This window comes from Geodermatophilus sp. DF01-2, assembly GCF_004571065.1.
GTDB lineage: Bacteria > Actinomycetota > Actinomycetes > Mycobacteriales > Geodermatophilaceae > Geodermatophilus.
Map to the genome: position 1 here is coordinate 151,567 of NZ_SPQN01000001.1, position 22,267 is coordinate 173,833.

Sequence of the window (22,267 nt, forward strand, 5' to 3'; positions counted from 1 at the left end):
CAGCCCCTCGTCGGGGGAGCCCCCGGCTCCCCACTCCCAGGAACCGACACCGCGGCCACGCACCCTCCCCCAGTCGGGTCGAGCCGCTGCCCGTGTCCCGGTCGGCGGAAGGATCCCCTCCTCCCCACCGCTCGCATGCTCGGGGCGGTGCCCTGGAGGGGGCCGGGGCCCCGCGACCGGTCCACCCGCTGTCGCGGTGTCACAGGGAGGCAAGGAAGGCGGCGACGCCGTCGTCCTCGTTGGTGCCGGTGACGTCGGTGGCCGCGGCGAGCAGGTCGGGATGGGCGTGAGCCATGGCCACGGCTCGTCCCCCGGCCGCGCGTACCCAGTCGAAGGCGGCGATGTCGTTGGGCATGTCGCCGAAGACCACCACGTCCTCCGGCCCGACCCCGTGCCGGGCCGCCACCTTGGCCAGGCCGCTGGCCTTGGTGACCCCCGGCGCGGAGATCTCGGCCAGCGCGTCGCTGGAGGAGTTGGTGACCGTGGCTCGATCCCCGACGACGTCCTCGACCAGGGCGACGAACTCGTCGCGGGGTAGCGACTCGTGCCGGGCCAGCAGCTTGGCCACCGGGGCGGACACCATCTCCTCCAGCGTCGCGACCGCCACGCCGGGCGCGTCGACGTCCCAGCGCGGCTGGTAGACCGGCTCGTGCCGGAACTCCAGGCCGTACTCGACGGCGAACCAGATGTCGGGCTGGTACCGGCGCAGCTCGGCGGTGACCTCCTGCAGCACCGCGGGCTCCAGCGCGTCCTCGTCGAGGATTTCGAACCCGGCCAGGTCCAGCAGGACGGCGCCGTTGCAGCAGACGGCCGTGCCGTACCGCAGTACCTCGCGGATGCGGACCATCCAGCGCGGCGGCCGCCCGGTGGCCAGGACGACCGGGACGCCCCCGCCCCGCCAGCGCTCCAGCTCCGTCACTGTCGCCTCACTGACGGTGTCGTCGCCGCGCAGCAGCGTGCCGTCCATGTCGCTGGCGATGAGCCGCGGTCGCCAGTCAGACACGCTGCACCTCAGCCACCGAGCCGCCGCCCGTCGAGCAGGGCCTCCAGGTAGCGCGCGACGCCGTCGACGTCGTGCCCGCTGGTGACCCGGGGTGTGGCCGCCCGGACGGCGGGGTGCGCGTTGGCCACCGCGACCGCCCGGCCGCCGGCGTCCCGCACCGCCTCGATCATCGGCAGGTCGTTGGGCATGTCGCCGAAGACCAGCACGTCGCCGAAGCCGACGCCGTAGCGCTCCAGCGCGATCGCCAGCCCGGTGGCCTTGGTGATCCCGGGCGGCAGCACCTCGATGAAGCCCAGCCCGGCATGGGTGACCTCGGCGTCGGCCGGGTCGACCACCCGGCGGGCGCGGGCGAGCAGCTGGTCCTGGCCGAGCGTCGACGAGCGCAGGAAGACCTTGAGCACCGCACCGGTGGGCAGCACCTGGTGGCGGGGCAGCAGGTGCGCGGGCTCGGGGTACGGCCACTCGAAGCCGTGCTGCACCCGCAGCGGCGAGTGCACCTCCCCCTGCTCCGCGGCGTCCTCGACGGCGACGATGAGCTCGCCGGCGACCTCCTCGATCCGCTCGATGACCGCTGTCGCCTGCTCCCGCGGCAGGCCGACGGTCCGCAGCACCTCGTCCCGCTCCAGGTCGACGACGAAGCCGCCCTGCGCGAGGACGGCGATGCCGCGGCCGTCGAGGGCCGCCCGCACGCTGTCGAGCAGGCGGGGCCCGCGGCCGGTGACGCCGACGACCGGGATGCCGGCGTCCCAGCAGGCGTCCAGCGCCGTCCGGGTGCGCGGGCTGACCTCGCCGTCGGACGTGAGCAGCGTGCCGTCGAGGTCGCTGGCCACCAGCTTCGGCCGCCAGGTGCCGACGTCGCCCAGCTCGACGACGGCGTCCGCACCCGGGTGGGCGGCGGGCACGGGCAGCACGACCGGCCGGTCAGCGGTCATGCGGGCGGCACCGCGCCCGCCAGGTCCATCCCGGGGGTGAGGGCTTCGGCGCCACCGAGCCAGGGGCGCAACGCCTTGGGCACGGACACCGAGCCGTCGGCGCGCTGGTGCACCTCGAGCAGGCAGGCGATGGTGCGGGCGACGGCGCAGAGCGTGCCGTTGAGCGTGGCCGCGGTCTGGTTTCGCCCGTCGGCGTCCCGGTAGCGGATGCCCAGTCGCCGCGCCTGGAAGGTGGTGCAGTCGGAGGTGGAGGTCAGCTCCCGGTAGGTGCTCTGCGACGGGAACCATGCCTCGATGTCGTACTTGCGGGCGGCGCTGGTGCCCAGGTCGCCGGCGGCGATGTCGACCACCCGGTAGGGCAGCTCGAGGGCCTGGAGGAACTCCTCCTCCCAGGCCAGCAGCCGCAGGTGCTCTGCCGCGGCCTCCGCAGGAGCGCAGAAGCTGAACATCTCGACCTTGTCGAACCAGTGCACGCGGATGATGCCGCGGGTGTCCTTGCCGTAGGAGCCGGCCTCGCGGCGGAAGCAGGACGACCAGCCGGCGTAGCGCAGCGGCCCGGCCGACAGGTCGAGCACCTCGCCCGCGCGCATCCCGGCCAGGGCGACCTCGGAGGTGCCGACGAGGTAGAGGCCGTCGCGCTCGACCCGGTACACCTCCTCGTCGTGCTCGCCGAGGAAGCCGGTGCCCTCCATCGCCTCCGGGCGCACCAGCGCGGGCGCGACGACGGGGGTGAAGCCGGCCGCGACCGCGCGGCTGATCGCCAGCTGGGCCAGGGCGAACTCCAGCAGCGCGCCCGGGCCGGTGAGGAAGTAGAAGCGGGCGCCTGCGACCTTGGCCCCGCGCTCCATGTCGATCGCGCCGAGGGCCTCGCCGATCTCGAGGTGGTCGCGCACCGGGAAGTCGTACTGCGGGACCTCGCCCACGGTGCGCATCGTCACCGCGTCGTCCTCACCACCGGGTGGGACGTCGCCGGCGACGACGTTGGGGATGCGCAGGTGCGCATCGCGCAGCGCCGAGTCGGCGGCCCGGAGCGCCTCCTCGGCCTGCTTGACCTGCGCGGCGAGCGCCTTGGCCCGGTCCAGGACGGCGGGCCGCTCCTCCGGGGTGGCCTTCTTGACCGCCTGCGAGGCGGCCTTCTGCTCGGCGCGCAGGTCGTCGGCGCGCTTGACCGCCTCGCGGCGGGCGGCGTCGGTGGCGAGCAGCTCGTCGACCCGGGACTCGTCGGCCCCGCGGGCGCGCTGGCTGGCCTTGACGAGGTCGGGGTGCTCGCGCGCGAGTCGCAGGTCGATCACTCTGTCCAGTCTGTCATCCTCGGGATGACACCGCGGCCAGGTCCCGTCCCCCTTGCCGCGACGAGCGTGTCCAGCACCCGCGTCGGCGCCCCTCCAGTGTTCCGCCGGCCCCTGCCAGGACCCCGTCCTCATCCATCGCGAACTCGGGACGAGCCTCTGGACGGGGCCGGCGGCGGTGCCCGAAAGGGGTCCTTTCACGAGTGGCGGGGGCAGGGGGCCTTCCTCAGAAGTCGGACGCCATGCGGGCGAGCAGGGTGGGTCCGTCCCAGGTCGGGGGCGGCATGATCCGGCGCACGGTGAGCAGCGGGTGCTGAACGTCCTGGGGGTCGGAGAGCTGGAAGGCCGCGCGGTAACCGGCGGCCGCGGCCCGGTCGAGGGCCTCCGGTGACCACATGCCGTTGGGATAGGCCAGCAGGTCCACCGGGTGGCCGACGACCTCGGCCAGCTCGGCGGCCGGCTCGGCCAGCTGGATGTCCCACTGGTCGGCCGGCAGCCGGTCCAGCCGCTGGTGGTCGTAGGTATGGCTGCCGATCGTCATGCCTGCGCGGTCCAGGTCGCGCACCTGCTCCCGACTCAGCCAGTCCGGCTTGTCCAGGACGACGGTCATCGGGAAGAACGTGCCGACGAACCCGAACTGCTGCAGCGCCGGGAGCGCGACCGAGTGGTGGGTGACCGACCCGTCGTCGAAGGTGAGCAGCACGGGCCGCTCGGGCAGCGGGATGCCGAACTGCAGGTGGTCAATCAGCGCCGGGCCCGGAACGGTCGTGTACCCACCGTCGCGCAGCGCCTGGAGCTGGGCGGTGAACACCGCGGGCGGGGTGATGATGGTGCGGGCGTACGGGCTGTCGTCGGGGCGGAACTCGCGCAGCTGGTGGAAGCAGAGCACCGGCACGGTCGACCGGGCGAGGATCTCCTGCGGCGTGCCCGGGGTCGGCGGCGGTGGCGGCGCCGGTGCGGGGGACGGAGCCGGGAGCTCGCCGGTCCGGGCCGTCGTCCCCGCCCGGGGGCCGGGTGACCGGTCGGCCGAGCACCCTGCCAGGGCGGCGAGCCCGGCGACTCCCGCGGCGAGGAAGGTCCGGCGGTCCATGGCGGCACCATGCCACGACACGGACCGTGTGGTCTCCTCCGCCGCGCGAGGTCTACAGCACCCGGACCACGCACCGGACGCCCGGCGCCTGCGCCAGTCGCGCGTCGGTGGTGAGCAGCGCGGTCGCGCCGATCGACTCCGCCAACGCGACGTAGGTGGCGTCGTACGCAGTCAGGTTGTCGCGTAGTTCCCACATGCGGGGCCGCAGCCAGTCGGCCGGGAAGCGCAGCACCTCGAGGGCCGTGAACGCGACCATCGCTGCATGGCCCTGCGATTCGGACAGCCGCCCGCGCCGCACCAGGCGGCACAGCACATTCGTCACCTCGCTGTCGACGAGATGCGGGGCGGCCAAGCCATCCTCGCCGAGGCGTTCAGGGTCCACAGCCTCGAGCAACACGCCCACCACGACGCCGGCATCGACGACCTTCACTCCCGGCGGCCCTCGTGCAACGCGGCCAGGATCTCTTCACGGGAGACGCCACTCGCGATCTCGGCCTGCGCCCGCCGGATCACCTCGGCGTTGTGCTGCACGCTGCGATGGCGACGCGCCGCCTGTTCCAGCGCGGCGAGCGCGAACTTCGTCAGTGACTGACCACGCGCCTCTGCGGCCTCTCGCAGGGCCTCGTGGAGGTCGTCCGGGACGCCGCGGATCTGGATGACGCGGGACATGAGGCAACTGTAGGCAAGGTGGTGCACTCTGCACCCGCGATGGCGCCGGCGCGGACGATGTGCGGGACAATGCAGCTCATGCGCTTCCTCGGCGGCACCCGGCCGGCCACTGATCTGACCTACGCCGACGTGTTCATGGTGCCCAACCACTCGACCGTCGGATCCCGGCTCGAGGTCGACCTGACCACACCGGACCGGGTGGGGACGACGATCCCGGTCGTCGTGGCCAACATGACCGCGATCTCCGGACGACGGATGGCCGAGACCGTGGCCCGCCGCGGCGGGCTGGCCGTGCTGCCGCAGGACATCCCGGTGGACGTGGTCTCCGAGGTGGTGTCCTGGGTCAAGACCCGGCACCCGGTCTACGACACCCCGATCACGCTGTCCCCGACCTCGACGGTGGCCGACGCGCTGTCGCTGCTCACCAAGCGCGCGCACGGCATCGTCGTCGTGGTGGAGGACGGCGTCCCGGTGGGCGTGGTCACCGACGGGCAGTGCCAGGGCGTGGACCGCTTCACGCAGCTGTCCCAGGTGATGACGGAGGACCCGCTGACCGTCCCCGCGGGCACCGACCTGCCGAAGATCTTCGACGTCCTCTCCGGGGAGCGGGTCAGCGCGGCGCCGGTGGTGGATGGCGACCGGCTGGTCGGCGTGATCACCCGCAAGGGCGCGTTGCGCTCGGCGCTCTACCAGCCGGCGGTGGACGCCGAGGGCCGGTTGCTGACCTCCGCGGCCGTCGGCATCAACGGCGACGTGGCCGGCAAGGCCGCGGCACTGCTGGCCGCCGGTGTCGACGTGCTGGTCGTCGACACCGCACACGGCCACCAGGAGAAGGCGGTCGAGGCGGTGCGGGCGGCCCGCTCGGTGGCGAAGTCGGCGCCGGTCGTCGCGGGCAACGTGGTCACCGCCGAGGGCACCCGCGACCTGATCGAGGCCGGGGCGGACGTCGTCAAGGTCGGTGTGGGCCCCGGCGCGATGTGCACCACGCGGATGATGACCGGCGTCGGCCGGCCGCAGTTCTCCGCGGTCGAGGAGTGCGCGGCCGCGGCCCGGTCGCTGGGCAAGCACATCTGGGCCGACGGCGGGGTACGCCACCCGCGCGACATCGCGCTGGCGCTGGCCGCCGGGGCGGCGAGCGTGATGGTCGGCTCGTGGTTCGCCGGCACCTACGAGAGCGCCGGCGACATCCACGACGACGGCTCCGGCCGGCTGTACAAGGAGTCCTTCGGCATGGCCTCGGCCCGCGCGGTCAAGGCCCGGACGTCGACCCAGAGCGGCTTCGACCGCGCCCGCGCCGGCCTGTTCGAGGAGGGCATCTCCTCGTCGCGGATGTACCTGGACCCGGCCCGCCCGGGCGTCGAGGACCTGGTCGACCAGATCGTCGCCGGGGTGCGCTCGTCGTTCACCTACGCCGGCGCCCGCACCGTCGACCAGTTCCACGAGCGCGCGGTGGTGGGGGTGCAGAGCGCGGCCGGCTACGAGGAGGGCCGGCCGTTGCCCACGTCGTGGTGACCCGGTCCTGGTGAGGCCGCTCCCCCTCCCGGTCTTCGAGAACCTGGTCGCCGACGCCCTCGACCAGGTGCCGCCGGAACTCATGGCGCTGATGGACAACGTCGTCGTCCTGGTGGAGGACCGCAACGAGGACGAGCCCGACCTGCTCGGCCTGTACGAGGGGTACGCGCTGACCGAGCGCGGCTGGGAGTACGGCGGCGCGCTGCCGGACCGGATCATGATCTACCGCGAGGCCATCTGCGACGTCTGCTCGACCGCCGAGGAGGTCGTCGAGGAGGTCACGGTGACCGTCGTCCACGAGATCGCGCACCACTTCGGCATCGACGACGAGCGGCTGCACGAACTCGGCTGGGGCTGACGGCGCACGGTGATCACGCCCTGAGCGGGCCGCGTACCGTGCTCAGGCGTGGCTGAGGGCAAGGGCAGCGGGCTGCCGATCAAGATGCTGCACGACCGCATCCTGGTGGCGCTGCGCAAGGAGGACGGCGAACGGCGGTCCACCGGCGGCATCCTCATCCCGGCGACCGCCCAGGTGGCCAAGCGGCTGATGTGGGGCGAGGCGCGCGGCGTGGGCGCGAGCGTGCGTCAGGTGAAGGTGGGCGACCAGGTCCTCTTCTCTCCCGAGGACCAGCACGAGGTCGAGGTGCACGGCGAGGAGCTGGTCATCCTGCGCGAGCGCGACGTGCACGCGGTGGCCGCCGAGCGGATCGAGGAGTCCACCGGCCTCTACCTCTGAGAATGTGTGCGCTGATGGTGGTCTCGCGGGTGGGTCTCGGGCATCACCTTCTCCGACGCCATCCAGGGCGAGTCGAACGGCGTCGCGGGCCAGGAGGCCCTCGCCCGGCACTTCGACGCCGGCTCGGGCAGCCCGACCGTCGTCGTGACGCCGGAGGAGAGCTGGCCCACGGTGGCCGAGGCGGCCGCGGCCACCGCCGGCGTCGCCTCCGTGACGCCGTTCACGGGAGGACCCCCGGGCGGTCCGCCGGTCGTCGTCGACGGGCTGGTGCGGCTGGACGTCGTGCTCGACGTCCCGGCCGACAGCACCGAGGCCGTCGAGGTCGTGCAGGACCTGCGCACCGCGCTGGACGCCGCCGACCCGGCCGCGCTGGTCGGCGGCGACACCGCCAGCAACCTCGACGCCCGCGAGACCGCGGCCCGTGACCTGCGGGTGATCGTGCCGACCGTGCTCGCGGTCATCACCGTCGTCCTGGCGCTGCTGCTGCGCGCGCTGGTCGCGCCGCTGCTGCTCATGGCGACCGTCGTGCTGAGCGTGGCGGCGACGGTCGGGGTGGCCGCGCTGCTCTTCGACGGCGTCTTCGGCTTCCCGGGCAGCGACCCGACGATCCTGCTGATCGCGTTCGTGTTCCTGGTCGCGCTGGGCATCGACTACAACATCTTCCTCATGACCCGGGCGCGGGAGGAGTCGCTGCGGCACGGCACGCGGGACGGCATCCTGCGGGCGCTGGCGGTCACGGGCGGGGTGATCACGAGCGCCGGACTGGTGCTGGCGGCGACCTTCGGCGCGCTGTCGGTGCTGCCGCTGCTGTTTCTCGTCCAGCTGGCCTTCCTGGTCGGCTTCGGCGTCCTGCTCGACACCTTCGTCGTCCGGTCGCTGGTGGTGCCGTCGGCGGTCGCGCTGCTCGGCGACCGCACCTGGTGGCCCGGCCGGCTGGCGCGGTCGCGCCACAGCCCCGAGCCCGAGCCCGAGTTGGAACGCGTCTGACCCCGTCCGCCGCGTCCGCAGCCTCGTCCCCGACTGGTCCCCGCCGCGTCCCCGAGTTGATCATGGGGGTGTTGCAGGCGACACGCGAAGACACGCCGCAGCAGCCGGCGACAACCCCATGATCATCGGCGGAAGAGGCGGGAGAAGCGGACGACGCAGACGAGCGGCCCCTCTCACACCTGGCCGGCGCGCACCCGCTCGAGCCAGCCGGCGGCCTCGTGGAACGCCGCGTCGGTCGACACCGGCGTCACGGGCTTGTTCTCCCGGCCGTCGGCGCGCGGGTAGGAGCCGAGGAAGCGCAGGTCGTCGCAGACCCGGTGCAGGGCGGCGAGCGCCTCGCCCACCCGGGCGTCGGCGACGTGCCCCTCGCAGTCGAGGGAGAAGGAATAGACGCCCAGCCGCTCGCGGGTCGGCCGGGACTCGATCCGGGTCAGGCTGATCCCGCGGACGGCGAACTCGCCCAGGAGCTCCAGCAGCGCCCCGGTGCGGTCCCCGACGACGGCGACCAGCGAGGTCTTGTCGTTGCCGGTCGCGGCGGGCAGCGGGCCGGGCGGGGCCACCAGCACGAAGCGGGTCACCGCGCCGGGGCGGTCGGCGACGTCGTCGGCCAGCGCGGTGAGCCCGTACCGTTCGGCGGCGATCGGCGCGCAGACGGCGGCGTCGTGCTCCCCGGCCGCAACCTGCCGCGCGGCCTCGGCGGTGGAGGTCGCCGGCAGCGGGACGACGCCGGGCAGCAGCTCGGCCAGCCGCCCGGCGGTCTGCGCCAGCGCGTGCGGGTGGCTGGCCACCGAGCGCACGCCGGACAGCGTCGTCCCCGGCCGGCCGGCGAGGACGAACGACACCGTCAGGAACACCTCGCGCGTGATCAACAGCGGGGCGCCGTCGCCCAGGCCGTCCATGGTGGCCGGCACCGAACCCTCGACGGAGTTCTCCAGCGGGACGAGCGCGGCGTCGGCGTCCCCCGACCGGACGGCAGCCAGTGCCGCCGGCACCCCCGCAGCGGGCCGCCGGGCCCCCTCCTCGGGGGCGACGGCACTGATCAGGGCCGCCTCGGCGAAGGTACCCTCGGGGCCGAGATAGGCGTACCGCGTCGGAGGAGTCCCAGGCACCCGACGAGGGTAGTGCGGTCGGGTGAGGGCGGACGCCCCACCCGGAGGGAGCTGCCACGCTGGCCGCAGGACCCGTCGCCGTGCAGCGGCCGGACACGTCGATGGAGGGATGCGTGGCTCCCGGCCGGGAACGCCTCACCGAGTGTGACCTCGACGATGCGCTGTGGCGTCTGTTGGCGGCCAGTGAGCGGGACGACCTGGCCACCTTCACCACCGAGCACGACCGCGCGGCCGACGCCCTGGACGCCTCGGCCGAGCCGCGGTGGATCGCCTGGCGACACGCACTGGCCGCCCGCCGCGGCCTGGCCGACGGCGACCGCGAGGCCGTGGCGGCCGGGGTGTCCGCGGCCCGCGACGCCCTCGGCCGGTGCCGGCCGTGCGGCCAGATCGGGTTGATCCTGGCCTACCTGGCCCACATCGAGGTCGCCGCCGACCACGTGGACGCGGCGATGATGCTGGCCGTCGACGCCAGCCTGCTGGTCGAGACGGCGGCGTCCGACGGGCCCACCCGCGTCTTGCACCAGGCCCACCTCTGGCTGTCGCTGTCCCTCGGCGCGCTCGACCTGGAGGAGCTCGCGGTCGCGCACGCGCTGCAGGGCTCCCGGGTGGCGGACGAGCTGCCGGAGGTCGCGGACCGGTGGCGGCTGCTGCAGTTGTGCGCCCAGCAGCACGCCGAACTGGCCCAGACGCTGCACCGGCGCGGCCGGGCCGACCGCGCCGGCGCGCTGGCCGGGACCGCCGTCGACTGCGCGGAGGCCGCCCGCGGGCTGGACTGGGAGGCTGAGCCCGGCGACCAGGACCTGCTCGACGTCGTCCAGGCCTGGGCGATGGCCGGCTGCGGCGAGGTGGACGACGCCGTCGGCCCGATGCGCCGCGCGCACGAGCGGGTCCACCGGGACGGCGGCATCTGGCTGCGCGGCTACGCCGACCTGGCGCTGGCCCGGCTGCTGACCCGCCTGGCGCAGAGGCAGTCCGGCGGCGGGCACGACGCCGAGGCCACCGACCTGCTGGTGGACGCCGCCGGGGCCTTCGCCGCCACCGGCGACCGTCGTCGCTACCGCCAGTGCCTGCTCGAGCTCGGCCAGAACACCGCGGCGATGGGCCGCCCGGCCGAGGCGCTGCACTGGCTGGAGGCCTACCGCGCCGACACGGGCCGGGCACACGCCCGCGGCCGGGAGCTGTGGGCAGAGATGTTCGTGCGGCGCAGCCGGCTGCGGGAGGCCGAGCGGCAGACGGCGCACCTGCGCCGGGTCGCCCTGGAGGACCCGCTCACCGGGCTGGGCAACCGGCGCAGCGCCGAGCGGCGGCTGGGCAGCATGCGCCTGGGCGAGGAGCCGTTGTCGCTGGCCGTCGTCGACATCGACCGGTTCAAGGAGGTCAACGACGACACCTCGCACTCGCACGGGGACGAGGTGCTGCGCCGGGTGGCCGACCTGCTGCGCGAGCACAGCCGCACCGGCGACGAGGTGTACCGCTGGGCCGGCGACGAGTTCCTCGTCGTCCTGCCGACGGCGACCGAGGGCCAGGCGCTGGCCGCCATGGACCGGCTGCGCGCCGCCGTCGCCGACGCCGACTGGGGCGACCTCCAGCTGCCCGAGCCGGTCACCGTGAGCATCGGGGTGGCCACGGCACCGGCGAGCGACGACGAGCCGCCGGGCTGGCGCTCGCTGTTCGACACCGCCGACCTGCACCTGTTCTCCGCCAAGCGCGGTGGCCGCAACCGGGTCCGCGCCCCGGGTGGCCGGATCCCGGGAGAGGGAACGCCGTGAGAGCGCAGGCCGGATGGGGCGGCTGTGACGGGACGGACGGGAGTCGCTCCGGCACCCGGCGCGCCTCCCGACCGGTGCTCGACTCCGCCGACGACGCCATGCACAGTGCGCTCGTGCCTCCGGGAGCCCTGCACCACCGGGTGACCGCTGCCCTCTCCAACTGGCAGCTCGACGACGCCGAGGAGCTGCTGGCCGACGTCGGCACCGACTCCTCCCCCTACGTGGCACCCGCCCCACGCGACGGCACCGCCGACCGCCCCGCCGACCTCGGCCGGGCGTGGACCGACACGCTGCGCGCCGAGCTGCTCGTGCGCCGGCTGCGACGGGCCGGCTTCACCCTCGTCGGCGACCCGGTCGAGCCACCGCACGGGCCGGGGTCGGCGCCCGCCCTCGACCTGCACGCCGGCGTGGCAGGCCTCTTCGACGGCCCCCCGACCGGCAGCGAGGACGGCGGCCCCCGCGCCGAGTCGGCGTCCCACGCGGCACTGGCCATCGCGCTGGTGCGCTCGGCGAAGGCGGCCTTCGACGCCACCGAGGACGAGCTGCAGCGCGCCGCCGGCCTGGCCCGGCACGCCCGTATCGAGCTGCTCTCCCGCCGCATCGACGCCGCCATGGACGAGGCGGTGGAGGCGGCCAGCCTGCTCGACCCGGCGCTGCCGGCCTCGGCGTTGCTGGTGGAGACCCTCACCACCCTCGCCGGCGTGCTCGCCGACCTCGAGCTCATGCCGCTGGCCCTGGACTACCAGCGGCGGGCGCACGAGACCGCGGTCGCGGCCGCCGCCGTCCCGGGCGCGCTCGGGTCCGAGGACGGCGACCCCGACGTCCTCGTCGCCCGTGCGGCCACCGGCCTCGGCGAGCTGTGCGCCGAGCTCGGGGAGGCCCTGCTGGACGACGGCGTGCCGGCCTCGGCCGAGCCGCACTTCACCGAGGCGCGCGAGCTCGCCGAGCAGGCGCTGGCCCTGCTGCCGCCGGAGTCGTCCGGTGCCGTCGTGGCCGCGCAGGTCGTGCACGGCTGGGCACTGGTCGGCCTGGGGGCGCACACCGCGGCCACGGGGCCGCTGCGCGCCGCCGTCCGGGCCACCACCGCCGACGGCGACCTGGCGGTGCAGGCCGCGGCGCTGCTCGCGCTGGGCCGCGCGCTGCGTCGACAGGGCGACGAGCGCGGCGCGGACGAGCAGCTGACCCGGGCGCTGGCGACGGCGACCGAGCACGGCCTGCTCCGCCTGCGTCGGGCGGCCCTGCGCGAGCTGTGCACGCTGCACGCCGAGCGGGACGACGCCGGCCGCGCGCTGCCCTACCTGCAGGCCTACCTCGCCGACGAGCTGGACCGGGTCGACGAGCGGCGCACCCGCTGGGTGGAGCTGTTCGGCCGGCGCAAGAGCCTGCTGGAGACCGAACGGGCCGCCGGGCAGCTGCGACGGCAGGTCTACGAGGACCCGCTCACCTACCTGCCGAACCGGCGTTACGCCGAGGCCCGGCTCGACGGGCTACTGGGCAGCGGTGGAGTGCCGGCTCTGGCCGTCGTGGACGTCGACCGGTTCAAGGAGGTCAACGACGCCATCGGCCACGCCGGCGGGGACGAGGTCCTGCGTCGGGTCGCCGAGCTGCTGATGGCCGGGTGCCGCGACACCGACGAGGTCTGCCGCTGGGCCGGGGACGAGTTCGTCGTCCTGCTGCCCGACACCACCGCCGAGCAGGCCGAGCGGGCGCTGGAGCGCTGCCGGCGGGCACTGGCCGCCTCCGACTGGGCCGCCCTCGGGCTGGACCAGCCGGTGACGATCAGCGTCGGCATCGCCTCGGCCACCCGCGGCGACGACCGGCGCACCCTCTTCGCCGCCGCCGACGGTGTCCTCTACGACGCCAAGCGCAGCGGCCGCGACCGCGTCGTCCGGTTGTCGGCGGTGACCCAGACCCGGGCCGCCGACAGCCCGCCGGACACGCTGTTCGGCCCGGCTGGGACTGCTGTGACGGACGGGTCCCCCCGGGGCGACACGGCTCCGGCCGGCTCCCCGGAGAGGGCCGGAGCGGCCCCTAGGGTCCCTGCCGTGCAGCCTTCCCCGCTGGACGACGCAGCCGGTCCGACCGGCGGTTTCGCCCCTCTCCTCGTCGAGCCCGCCGTCCCGCCGCTCGGGCTGGGGAGCGCTGCGGAGCCGGCGCTCGGCCCGGTCCCGGGAGCCGCCGCGCTCCCCGTCGAGCCGCCCGTCCCACCGGTGCGCGAGGCGCCGGCCGAGCCCGACGTCGTCTGGGGCACCGGCCGCAGCACCGAGCAGGTGCTCGCGCTGGTCCGCGAGGCGCGCCGGGAGTTCCCGGACCGCCCGGCGGTCGTCGTCCGCGCCACGGCCGAGACCCTGGTCGCGCTGGCCGGCGAGCACGACGCCTACACGACCGTCGACGTCGCGTCGATGTCCGCGGCGGTCGGGCCGCTGCCCGAGCCGGCCGGCCGCATCGGCGTGCTGTGCGGGGTCGGTGGCGACCTGACCGTGGCCGCCGAGGCCGCCTTCGCCGCCCGGGTGACCGGTACCGCGGTGGCCCGGGTGGACGACGTCGGCGGCAGCCGGTTCCGCTCAGGGCTGCCCGCGGGCGTCCTGCCCGAGGACGTGGACTGCCTGGTGGTCGTCGCGGGGCTGGACGCCTCCCTGGCCGGCCTGATCGGTGTGCTGACCGACCTGCCGATCGTCGCCGTCCCGACGTCGACCGGACAGCCGGGCTCGTTCGGCGGGTTCAGCGCGCTGCTCGCGATGCTGAACTCCGCCTCGCCCGGCGTGGTGGTGAGCAACATCGACGACGGCCACGCCGCCGGCGTCTTCGCCGCCCGGATCGCCCGGAGGGCGCGCCGGTAGTTCGCTCTGCCGCTCTTCCTGTGGCGTACGGGAGACGGGCCGAGGCCGCCCCGACCTGCGCACAGGTGCGGACCGTGGCCCGGCCGGAGATCGTGAGCTGGAGGTCGCTGTCGTGGCCGCCGCACCCTCGTTCCCGTGTCGACCCGGTCGTCCCCGAACGGCGCTGTCCGCATGACGTCCGGTCACCGGACACCTGACCGGGCGGTCTTCCGGGACTGTCTCTACCGTGCGCTCTCGCTGACGTGCGCCGTTCCCGCTGGAGGTTCCACCTACGGACACCGTGTCCGGTTGAGGGTCCGCTATCTAGCGCCGCTGGTGGGAGGTCCCGCGTCTACGCCCACCTCGAAGATGATCTCTAAGCCGTCCTCGTCGTCCCATTGTTCGCCGACGTCTTCGAACCCATAGCCCTTGACAAGAGAGCGTGACGCGACGTTGTCCGGACTGATGGTCGCGCGGACAACCCGCACGTCAGGGTGGGCGCGCGCAACAGCGAGCAGAGTTTCGAGGGCTTGCCTCGCGTAACCCTTCCGCCGTTGCTTCGGGTCGATCCGATAACCGACCTCGACCATCCCGGCCTCGTCAGGCGGCCCGTGGAACCCGGCGACGCCGACCGGAGCATTCTCGCCGGGAACGTACACAAAACGCGTCACCCAGGGTGCATCCGTTGGCGTGTCAGCAGTCTGCCTACTTCTCATACGCCAGAGACCGGCACACTCGTTACCCGTAATGTAAGACGTCATGGGGTGCCCGCCGGTGTCGACAGCCTCACCTCGCGCCAATGCATGCAGAACAGCGGCGGGTACTTCGACCAGGCGCAGCTGCGACTGCTCGGGATCCGGGTACTGCCACGGGTCGCTGCTGATTCTCACTCTGACCATCCTGGCAGGCGAACTCAGGTTCCCCCAGGACCATAGAGGCATCCCCTATCGGGTATCGCTACCGAGTCGGTCAGGGCTATAGGCCGGAACTCAGGACCCTTAGGGCGTTCATCCAGTGTTGAGGGAGATCACCGGATTGAGGAGCCACGCCGCCTACGTCCCGCCCCGATCGGTTTGCCGCACGGCGGCGCGCCGGCGGACGACCTCGACCAGGAATGCAAGAAGGAGCACCACGGTCAGCGCGATGCCCCAGCGGACCAGCATGGGCAGGTCGAAGGCGACGTCGAGGACGAGGTTGATCAGGAATGCGACGACCACGGTCGCAAGCGTGCGGATCGTGCCCTCGTGTCTCCTCATGCTTCGACCGTATCGGTCACTCTCCGCCGATCTTGGGAGGCGAACGCATCCCTTGCCTCCGGTTCGGGACCGACCAGTGGAGCGCCCGAGGCGGCGGAGAAGAGGACTGTTGGACCTTCACCGTGACCGGCCGGAGGATCCTCTTCTGGAACGCGGGCTCGGCCAGCCTCCATCGCACCCGCGAGGACGACCTCGACAGCATCGGCATCCCCGGACAACACCTTCCACGGCCGCCGGCCGCGGATCCGAGAACTTCCGGCTCAGCTCCCAGGAACGCCCTCACTGTCAGGCGTCGTTCGTCGAGGCGGCGCATTCATTCCTTCAGCGGTCCGTACCGGCATCCCGTTCGGCGCCCGCGCTTGTCGTCGTTAGCGCCGCCGATGATGAAGACGTCACCGCGAGGACGAGGAAGGCGCGCATCTCCGTTCGCCCCGTCCCCTCGTGTTGCGCGGCTCGTGATCGCCGCCGAAGGGTGGCCTGGCGGCCGCCGTACCACCACGGCAGAGCCCCGGTCCGGCCTGAAATGCCATGGTCGGCGATGATGGCGTGGGCCGCCCGGTGAAGAATCGCTTGCGGGACAGCGGGACAGCGGGACAGCGGGACAGCGGGACAGCGGGCCGCTGGCGGGTCAAGGAAGCCGGGGTCCCCGGCTGAGGTGTGTGCCGGACATGCGGTAGGCCAGCGCGAACAACCGGCCCCGTGCGACCTCGAACGCTTCGGTCGTCGACGGCACAGCCGGGCACTCCTGGGATCCGGTGTCGGGTAAGCCTCGCACGGACCGGCGCGACCCCCGTTCCACCCCACCACCGGGAGCCGTGTCACATGATGATCGGGTGCCGTGCTTCGCACTGCACCCTCGAAGCACGTCCCGCGAGCCGAACCCGCTGCGGCGAAGGTCACGCGGTCTCGGCAGCCTGGCGCCGGTGTCTCGCGAGCCGACCGGCATACGAGGACGACCCCTCGTGCTCAAGCGGCGACGGGCTGGGCATGCTGTACATGTGAGCCTGCCGGTGCAGCTGCCCCTACGGGACTCCACGGTGATGCTCCGCGAAGCCGTGGTAGACGACGTGCCCGCCATCGTGGCGCTGCTGGCTGCCGACCAGCTCGGCGCTACCCGCGACGGCATGACGGGCAACGAGGACCTGCAGCCCTACCTGCACGCGTTTGACGCCGTGAACGCGGACCCCGCCCATCTCCTGCTCGTCGCCGACGACGGCGAGGCGTTGATCGCCACCATGCAGCTGAGCTTGCTGCCTGGACTGGCGCGTCGCGGCGCGCTGCGCGCTCAGATCGAGGCAGTGCGGGTGGGAGAGGACCACCGCGGCCGGGGGCTCGGAGCCGCGATGTTCGAGTGGGCGATCGCCGAAGCGCAGCGCCGCGGTTGCGCCCTGGTGCAGTTGACCACCGACCGGTCACGCACTGACGCGCACCGGTTCTACGCCCGGCTCGGGTTCGTGGCCTCGCACGAGGGTCTCAAGCTGCACCTGTGATCTCCTGCTCTTCCCAGTACAGGATGGCCCTGCGGGACGCTCAGCCCGGTTCTCTCAGCGCCGCCTCGATGTCGGAGACCTTCTGGACCAGCAGCGAGCTATCGGGAATGCGGCGGAAACCGAGCAACTCGTAGAACCGGGCGATCCGCTCGTACAGGGCATCGACGACGAGTCGCGTTGCCACCGTCTGGGTCGCATCGCCGACCCGCTGGAGCGCGTCGGCGACGAGCACTGCACCGAGCTCCTGTCCGCGTAGTGACTCGGACCGGGCGAGGCGAGCCAGCAGCACCGCCGGGATCTCGACGAGTCCGCCCCGACCGATCCTGTTCGGAACGTCTTCGCGAGCGACCTTGTGAGCGGCCAGTGCGCAGTAGCCCACGACCGCATTGCCCTCATCCACCCAGACCCACGTTCGAGCTGTGCAGCGAGCGGCGGCGGGAACGGCCTGCTCCCGCCGCCACGTGTCCAGCGACGGCTCACCGCAGCTGAAGCCACGGACGTCGTGCTGCTCGGGGTCGAGCCGCTCGGACCAGAAGTGCACCGTCAATCGCGCGTGAGCGTCTCGCGCGCCTGCTCAACCGCACGAGTGAGTGCTGCGTTGATAGACGAGCACCCGGTCGCTGCAGCGGCTTTTCGCCCCCTACGTCGGCCTGCCGGAAGGCCGTGCTCGCTGGGTACCGCCTGCAGGACGCGGCGGCCGCGATCGACGACGGGACCGACGACCTGGCGGGACTGGCGGCGTCGCTGGGCTGGTTCGACCAGGCGCACTTCAGCCGCGACTTCCGGGCGGTGGTCGGCACGACCCCGTCGGCGTACCTGCAGCAGGCCGGGGCGGCGCGCGAGGCCGGCGCGGCCCACCCGGTCGGCTGAGGGCCGGATCGGACGACCGACACCTCGCGCGGCTCCTCGACCGCACCCGCCGCCGCAGTGGTCACCTGAGCGCCGGTCGCCGCAGCCCGATGGCGACCACCGGGACGACGGCCATCACGAGCACCGCCACCGCGACCACGCCGCCCACCGCCCAGACGGCGAAGACCAGGAGGCCGCCGAGCTCGACGCCCAGGCCGGCGACCGAGGTGACCGTCGTCCGGCGGGTGCTCTCGATCCGCGCCTGCAGCCGCGCCTCCGCGACGACCAGCACGACCAGGTAGAGCCCGTAGGCGACGGCCACCACGGCCAGCGCCGCCGGGCCGGGGACCACGGCCACCGCCCCGAGCAGCACGCCGGCGAGGGTCAGCAGCGCCGCCAGCGCGCGGTCGGGCAGCCGGTCGGCCCGGCCGCCCAGCGCCGCGCCGAGCGCCCCCGCCAGCGCGATGCCCAGCACGACCACCGGGACGGCGACCGTCGGCACCCCGCCGTCGCCGGCCAGCACGGGGAAGTACTCCTCGACGGCATCCAGCCCTCCGACCAGCGCGACCGCGAGCACGGTCAGCCGGAGGACCGGAACGTGCACGACGTCGGCCACCCCCCGGCGGAGGGTGGCGAACAGCGACCCGCCGTCCGGCTCGCGCGGGGGCTCCGGGAACCGCAGGGCCAGCACCGCCCAGGCCAGGCAGACGGCCGCACTCACCCAGCCCACCAGTGGGTACCCGCCGAGGGCGTAGAGCAGGCTGGCCGCGGCGGCCGTCGGCACCTGGACGAGCAGCTCGGCCGAGGTCATCCAGCCGTTCACCCGGGCGAAGGCCGCCTCGGCGCCGACGTCGGCCAGCCCGTCGTAGACCAGCGCCTCGACCGTGCCCGAGACCAGCGCGCTCGCGATCCCCCAGACGGCGAAGCCGGCGGCGAACCCGGCGAGCGAGGGTGTCACGGTCCACACGACGAAGGCAGCCGCCTCCAGGACGCCGCCCACGACGAGAGCCCCGCGGCGGGACCACCGGTCGGCCAGCGCACCGGCCGGCACCTCGGTGAGCACCGCGGAGACCGACCAGAACGCGAACAGTAGCGAGACGTCGGCGGCGGAGAGCCCCGTGTCGAGGAAGAGCAGCGCGTAGAGCGGGTAGAAGGGCACCAGCTCCGACAGCGCGGTCCAGCCCACGGCCAGCCGGGCCAGCGGCCGGGCGGCGGGCGGCAGGGCGGTCATGGCCGGGCGTCAACGGAACGGCATGGCGCGGACCGTAGCGCGGGTCACCCCCCGTCCGCACCGGGTTCCCCGGCTGCGCTCGACTAGGCTCTCCCGCCAAGAAGGGGAGTAGCCCCTCGACCGCCGGTCGACATGCTGGCGCCCCTGGGCGCCCGGCCGGCGGGCCCACGCACCGGCGTGGGTGGGCGAGACCTTCGACCAGAGCAGCGTGCCCACGCTGCCGGTCGGAGGCTGCCCGCACCCGCCCGGCAGTGCCGAGCGGAAGAGAGACCACCCGTGCTGTCCCTGACCGTCGTCGCGACCGCGTTCGTCCTGGTGCTGCCCGTCGAGCTGCCGGACAAGACGCTGTTCGCCAGCCTGGTCCTGGCCACCCGCTTCCGTCCGCTGCCGGTCTTCGTCGGCGTCGGGACGGCGTTCGGCCTGCAGGTGGCGATCGCGGTCACCGCCGGCAGACTGCTCTCCCTGCTCCCCGAGGCGCTGGTCAGCGGGGTCGTCGCGGTCCTCTTCCTCGTCGGCGCGGTGCTGCTGTGGCGTAGCGCGGCCAGCGGCCCGGAGGACGTCGAGGAGGCCGCCGACACCCACGAGAACACCTCCTTCCTGCGCGCGGCGGCAATCTCGTTCGGCGTCCTGTTCGCCGCGGAGTGGGGCGACCTCTCGCAGCTGGCCACCGCCGGGCTGGCCGCGCGCCTCGACGCTCCGGTCTCGGTGTTCGTCGGGGCCTGGGCCGCGCTGCTCACCGTCTCGGGGCTGGCCGTGTTCCTCGGCAGGAAGCTGGCCGATCGGTTGCCGGTGGCGCTGATCCGCCGGGTGGCCGCGGTGCTGTTCCTCGCGTTCGCGGTGGTCGCCGCGGTCGAGACCGTTCGCATCCTGGCCGGTTGAACAAGGACCCCGTCTTCCCCACCCCTCGGAGAAGGACCCCGCCCCCCTCACCGCTCGCAAGCTCGCGGCGAGCCTCTGGACGGGGCCTGCCCGGGACGGGGCCGCGCCGATCGACGTCAGCGAGGTGGCGCGCGCGGAGATCGCCGACCTCGGCCATTGCCGGCTGATTCCGTGCCTCGCCGGTGCTGCAGCACCCGCAGAGCACGAGGAGAACCGGCAACGGGGTGATCCGCCCGGGTCAGCGCAGCGTCGGAATCCAGTCGGCCAGCGCCCGGCCGATCTCGTGCGGGGAGTCCTCCGGCACGAAGTGCGAGCCGGGCACGGTGACCTCGGTCAGCGCCGCCCACTTGCGGACGAACGCCCGCTGCCGGCCGACCAGGATCGAGCCGGGGTCGGCGTTCAGGAAGAGCTTCGGGACGTCGCTGGTGCGCAGCCACTGGCCGTACCGGGAGACGACGTCGCGAACCCGCGGCGGCACGTTTTCGATCGGCAGCTGCCGCGGCCACTCCAGCGTGGGCCAGCGGTGTCCGGGCTCGACGAAGGGCTCGCGGTAGCGGTCGTGTGCCTCAGGGGGCAGGCCGCGGGCAACCGACGCCGGCAGTATCCGGTCGACGAAGACGTTGTTCTCCAGCACCGCGGCCTCGCCGTCCGGGCCGCGCATGGTGCGGAAGACCTTGCGCGCGGCGGCCGGCCAGTCGGCCCAGGTCAGCGGGGTGACCAGCGCCTCGGTGAAGGCCAGGCCGCGGACGGCGCCCGGGTGTCGGTGCGCCCAGTCGAAGCCGAGCGCCGAACCCCAGTCGTGCAGCACGAAGACGACCCGCTCGGTGGCGCCGACCTGCTCGAGGAAGCGCTCGAGGAAGCCCGCGTGGGCGGAGAAGGAGTAGGTGCCCGGGCCCGGGTCGGGCAGCTTGTCCGACTCCCCCATGCCGATCAGGTCCGGCGCCAGGCAGCGGCCGAGGTGCTGCACGTGGGGGAGGACGTTGCGCCACAGGTAGGACGACGTGGGGTTGCCGTGCAGGAAGACGATGGTGTTCCGCCCCACCCCGCCCTCGCCGACCTCGACGTAGGCCATCTCGAGGGTGCCGTCGGCCCGCCGGTCCACGCGGATGCGCCGGCGGGGGAACGGGTCGTCGGGGGAGACGTCGGCGGCCATGCCGAGGATCCTCACCCATCCCCCGGCGCGGCACCGCTCGAGGTCGGGAGCCCGCCGGCCTGCTGCGCGGCGGCCTCCACCCGATCGCGGAGAACCGCCCACTCCGCCCGGCTGCGCTCGGGCAGCAGAAGGACCCGCTTGCCCCCCAGGCCTCGCCAGCTCGGCGCCGGCCCCTGCAGGCGGGCCTCGCATGCCGGGCCACCTCCACGCAGACGTGCACGAGGAGCGTGTGCAGCGTCGGGTTCCGCCGCTCCTCCCGCCACCAGGGCACCGTGCCGACGGCGTCCAGCGGCAGCGCCGCGATCGTCGCGTCGGCGTGCGCGGCGGAGAACCGGTACAGCTCGACGACGTCCGCCCGGCTCTCCTCCGCGGTCGCCCACATGTCGGCGTCCGGCTCGCCGCCGTCGTCCCACGGGTAGGCGCGGCGGCTCGGCCGGCCGAAGACCTCGCCGAAGTAGCCCAACTGCACGTAGGCGACGTGCTTGACCAGCCCCAGCAGGTTCGTTCCGGTCGGCGTCATCGGCCGCCGGACGGCGTACTCGTCGAGGCCGTCGAGCTTGGCCAGGAGCAGAAGGACCCGCCTGCCCCCCACGCCTCGCCAGCTCGGCGCGGGCCCCTGCAGGCGGGCCGGCCTGCCGGATGCGGCCGACATTCGCGCTTGACCCTGACGCGACGTCAGGCTGTGCACTGTCGGTGTTAGGGAGGAGGCGGCCGATGCACGTGGGCGAGGTGGCGGCGCTCGCCGGGGTGACCGTCCGGACGCTGCACCACTACGACCGGATCGGGCTGCTCTCGCCGTCCGGCCGGACGGCGAGCGGCTACCGGCAGTACGCGCCGGCGGACCTGGAGCGACTCCACCGGGTGCTGCTCTACCGCGAGCTCGGCTTCCCCCTCGAAGAGGTCGCGACCCTGCTCGACGACCCGGACGCCGACCCGGCCGAGCACCTGCGCCGTCAGCACCGGCTGCTGCTCGACCGGCTCGAGCGCACGCGGGCGATGGTCGCGGCCGTGGAGAAGGAGATGGAGGCACGGACCATGGGGATCGACCTGACCCCGGAGGAGAAGTTCGAGCTGTTCGGTGACTGGCTCCCCGAGGAGTACGAGGCCGAGGCCGAGCAGCGGTGGGGCGACAGCGAGGCCTGGGCGCAGTCCCAGCGGCGCACCCGCGGCTACACCAAGGACGACTGGCTGCGGATCAAGGCCGAGGGGGACGACGTCGAGCGCCGCTTCGCCGAGGCGCTGCGGTCCGGCGTCCCGGCCGACTCGCCGCAGGCGATGGACCTCGCCGAGGAGCACCGGCGGTCGATCCAGCGCAACTTCTACGACTGCCCGCCGGCGATGCACGCCGGCCTGGGCCGGATGTACGTCGAGGACGAGCGGTTCACCGCGTACTACGAGCGGGTCGCGCCCGGCCTGGCCCAGTACGTGAGCACCGCCGTCCAGGCCAACGCCGCCCGCCAGGCCGGCTGAACCCCGCCGAGAGCGACGAACTCG

Annotated in this window: 22 protein-coding genes and 1 pseudogene; 10 read left to right on the forward strand and 13 right to left on the reverse strand. The window is 73.9% G+C overall.

The genetic code is table 11. The annotated features are described in order from the left end of the window. Positions 1-199 precede the first annotated feature (199 nt). From E4P41_RS00700 to E4P41_RS00725, 6 genes are all read right to left on the reverse strand, one after another. Positions 200-1,003, reverse strand: a complete 804-nt coding sequence (locus E4P41_RS00700; protein WP_135138953.1) for a Cof-type HAD-IIB family hydrolase — start codon at positions 1,001-1,003, stop codon at positions 200-202. Positions 1,004-1,011: 8 nt separating this feature from the next. Continuing rightward, a complete protein-coding gene (locus tag E4P41_RS00705) occupies positions 1,012-1,935 on the reverse strand; it encodes an HAD family hydrolase (RefSeq protein ID WP_135138954.1) in 924 nt (307 codons plus the stop codon). Beyond that, a complete protein-coding gene (gene serS / locus E4P41_RS00710) occupies positions 1,932-3,227 on the reverse strand; it encodes a serine--tRNA ligase (protein WP_135138955.1) in 1,296 nt (431 codons plus the stop codon). Before serS ends, E4P41_RS00705 begins: the two co-directional genes overlap by 4 nt. A 223-nt stretch (positions 3,228-3,450) precedes the next feature. Beyond that, positions 3,451-4,314, reverse strand: coding sequence for a polysaccharide deacetylase family protein (locus E4P41_RS00715; protein ID WP_135138956.1), 864 nt, complete (start codon positions 4,312-4,314; stop codon positions 3,451-3,453). 52 nt (positions 4,315-4,366) lie between these two features. Beyond that, the gene (locus E4P41_RS00720) at positions 4,367-4,744 is read right to left on the reverse strand and encodes a type II toxin-antitoxin system VapC family toxin (protein ID WP_135138957.1); all 378 of its coding nucleotides are present in this window, start codon (positions 4,742-4,744) and stop codon (positions 4,367-4,369) included. Next, complete coding sequence (locus E4P41_RS00725) at positions 4,741-4,983, reverse strand: hypothetical protein (RefSeq protein ID WP_135138958.1); 243 nt, start codon at positions 4,981-4,983, stop codon at positions 4,741-4,743. The genes E4P41_RS00720 and E4P41_RS00725 overlap by 4 nt, the downstream gene beginning before the upstream one ends. Before the next feature lie 78 nt (positions 4,984-5,061). Here E4P41_RS00725 and E4P41_RS00730 point away from each other — a divergent pair, with 78 nt between their 5' ends. From E4P41_RS00730 to E4P41_RS00745, 4 genes are all read left to right on the forward strand, one after another. Next, positions 5,062-6,495 (forward strand): GuaB1 family IMP dehydrogenase-related protein, encoded by a 1,434-nt coding sequence (locus E4P41_RS00730; RefSeq protein WP_135138959.1) that lies wholly within the window; start codon positions 5,062-5,064, stop codon positions 6,493-6,495. A 10-nt stretch (positions 6,496-6,505) separates the two neighbouring features. Further along, entirely contained in the window at positions 6,506-6,853 is a 348-nt protein-coding gene (locus tag E4P41_RS00735; RefSeq protein WP_135138960.1) for a metallopeptidase family protein, read from the forward strand. A 48-nt stretch (positions 6,854-6,901) separates the two neighbouring features. Further along, positions 6,902-7,231: a co-chaperone GroES gene (locus E4P41_RS00740; protein ID WP_245177013.1), complete on the forward strand. Its 330-nt coding sequence runs from the start codon at positions 6,902-6,904 to the stop codon at positions 7,229-7,231. 171 nt (positions 7,232-7,402) lie between these two features. Next, the gene (locus tag E4P41_RS00745; RefSeq protein ID WP_245177014.1) at positions 7,403-8,218 is read left to right on the forward strand and encodes an MMPL family transporter; all 816 of its coding nucleotides are present in this window, start codon (positions 7,403-7,405) and stop codon (positions 8,216-8,218) included. Positions 8,219-8,391: 173 nt separating this feature from the next. Here E4P41_RS00745 and pheA read toward each other — a convergent pair whose 3' ends face one another. Beyond that, a complete protein-coding gene (pheA, locus tag E4P41_RS00750) occupies positions 8,392-9,327 on the reverse strand; it encodes a prephenate dehydratase (protein WP_135138961.1) in 936 nt (311 codons plus the stop codon). Between the two features lie 113 nt (positions 9,328-9,440). On the opposite strand from pheA, the gene E4P41_RS00755 reads away from it, so the two are divergent. Then, positions 9,441-11,096: a GGDEF domain-containing protein gene (locus E4P41_RS00755; RefSeq protein WP_135138962.1), complete on the forward strand. Its 1,656-nt coding sequence runs from the start codon at positions 9,441-9,443 to the stop codon at positions 11,094-11,096. A 113-nt stretch (positions 11,097-11,209) separates the two neighbouring features. Further along, complete coding sequence (locus E4P41_RS00760; RefSeq protein WP_245177015.1) at positions 11,210-13,936, forward strand: diguanylate cyclase; 2,727 nt, start codon at positions 11,210-11,212, stop codon at positions 13,934-13,936. A gap of 299 nt (positions 13,937-14,235) precedes the next feature. Here E4P41_RS00760 and E4P41_RS00765 read toward each other — a convergent pair whose 3' ends face one another. Together E4P41_RS00765 and E4P41_RS00770 are read right to left on the reverse strand one after the other, a co-directional pair. Then, a complete protein-coding gene (locus tag E4P41_RS00765; protein WP_209307451.1) occupies positions 14,236-14,805 on the reverse strand; it encodes a GNAT family N-acetyltransferase in 570 nt (189 codons plus the stop codon). Between the two features lie 162 nt (positions 14,806-14,967). Next, positions 14,968-15,171: a hypothetical protein gene (locus E4P41_RS00770; RefSeq protein ID WP_135138965.1), complete on the reverse strand. Its 204-nt coding sequence runs from the start codon at positions 15,169-15,171 to the stop codon at positions 14,968-14,970. 998 nt (positions 15,172-16,169) lie between these two features. Between E4P41_RS00770 and E4P41_RS00775 the strand changes: the two genes are divergently transcribed. Further along, a complete protein-coding gene (locus E4P41_RS00775; protein WP_245177016.1) occupies positions 16,170-16,661 on the forward strand; it encodes a GNAT family N-acetyltransferase in 492 nt (163 codons plus the stop codon). A 40-nt stretch (positions 16,662-16,701) separates the two neighbouring features. Here the strand turns inward: E4P41_RS00775 and E4P41_RS00780 are convergent, their stop codons facing one another. Continuing rightward, positions 16,702-17,208, reverse strand: a complete 507-nt coding sequence (locus E4P41_RS00780; RefSeq protein WP_135138966.1) for a GNAT family N-acetyltransferase — start codon at positions 17,206-17,208, stop codon at positions 16,702-16,704. A gap of 116 nt (positions 17,209-17,324) precedes the next feature. On the opposite strand from E4P41_RS00780, the gene E4P41_RS00785 reads away from it, so the two are divergent. After that, the gene (locus E4P41_RS00785; protein WP_209307452.1) at positions 17,325-17,531 is read left to right on the forward strand and encodes a helix-turn-helix domain-containing protein; all 207 of its coding nucleotides are present in this window, start codon (positions 17,325-17,327) and stop codon (positions 17,529-17,531) included. Between the two features lie 61 nt (positions 17,532-17,592). Here the strand turns inward: E4P41_RS00785 and E4P41_RS00790 are convergent, their stop codons facing one another. Beyond that, positions 17,593-18,741 carry an MFS transporter gene (locus E4P41_RS00790; protein ID WP_245177017.1) on the reverse strand — a complete coding sequence of 383 codons (1,149 nt, stop codon included), beginning with the start codon at positions 18,739-18,741 and terminating at the stop codon, positions 17,593-17,595. A gap of 276 nt (positions 18,742-19,017) precedes the next feature. On the opposite strand from E4P41_RS00790, the gene E4P41_RS00795 reads away from it, so the two are divergent. Beyond that, complete coding sequence (locus tag E4P41_RS00795) at positions 19,018-19,620, forward strand: TMEM165/GDT1 family protein (protein WP_245177018.1); 603 nt, start codon at positions 19,018-19,020, stop codon at positions 19,618-19,620. A gap of 238 nt (positions 19,621-19,858) precedes the next feature. Here the strand turns inward: E4P41_RS00795 and E4P41_RS22515 are convergent, their stop codons facing one another. Together E4P41_RS22515 and E4P41_RS22935 are read right to left on the reverse strand one after the other, a co-directional pair. Continuing rightward, complete coding sequence (locus tag E4P41_RS22515) at positions 19,859-20,773, reverse strand: haloalkane dehalogenase (RefSeq protein WP_209307453.1); 915 nt, start codon at positions 20,771-20,773, stop codon at positions 19,859-19,861. Between the two features lie 244 nt (positions 20,774-21,017). Next, positions 21,018-21,425 (reverse strand): annotated as a pseudogene (locus tag E4P41_RS22935) (DUF664 domain-containing protein); the annotation flags it as partial. A gap of 62 nt (positions 21,426-21,487) precedes the next feature. Here E4P41_RS22935 and E4P41_RS00810 point away from each other — a divergent pair. Further along, complete coding sequence (locus E4P41_RS00810; protein ID WP_135138967.1) at positions 21,488-22,243, forward strand: MerR family transcriptional regulator; 756 nt, start codon at positions 21,488-21,490, stop codon at positions 22,241-22,243. Positions 22,244-22,267 lie beyond the last annotated feature (24 nt).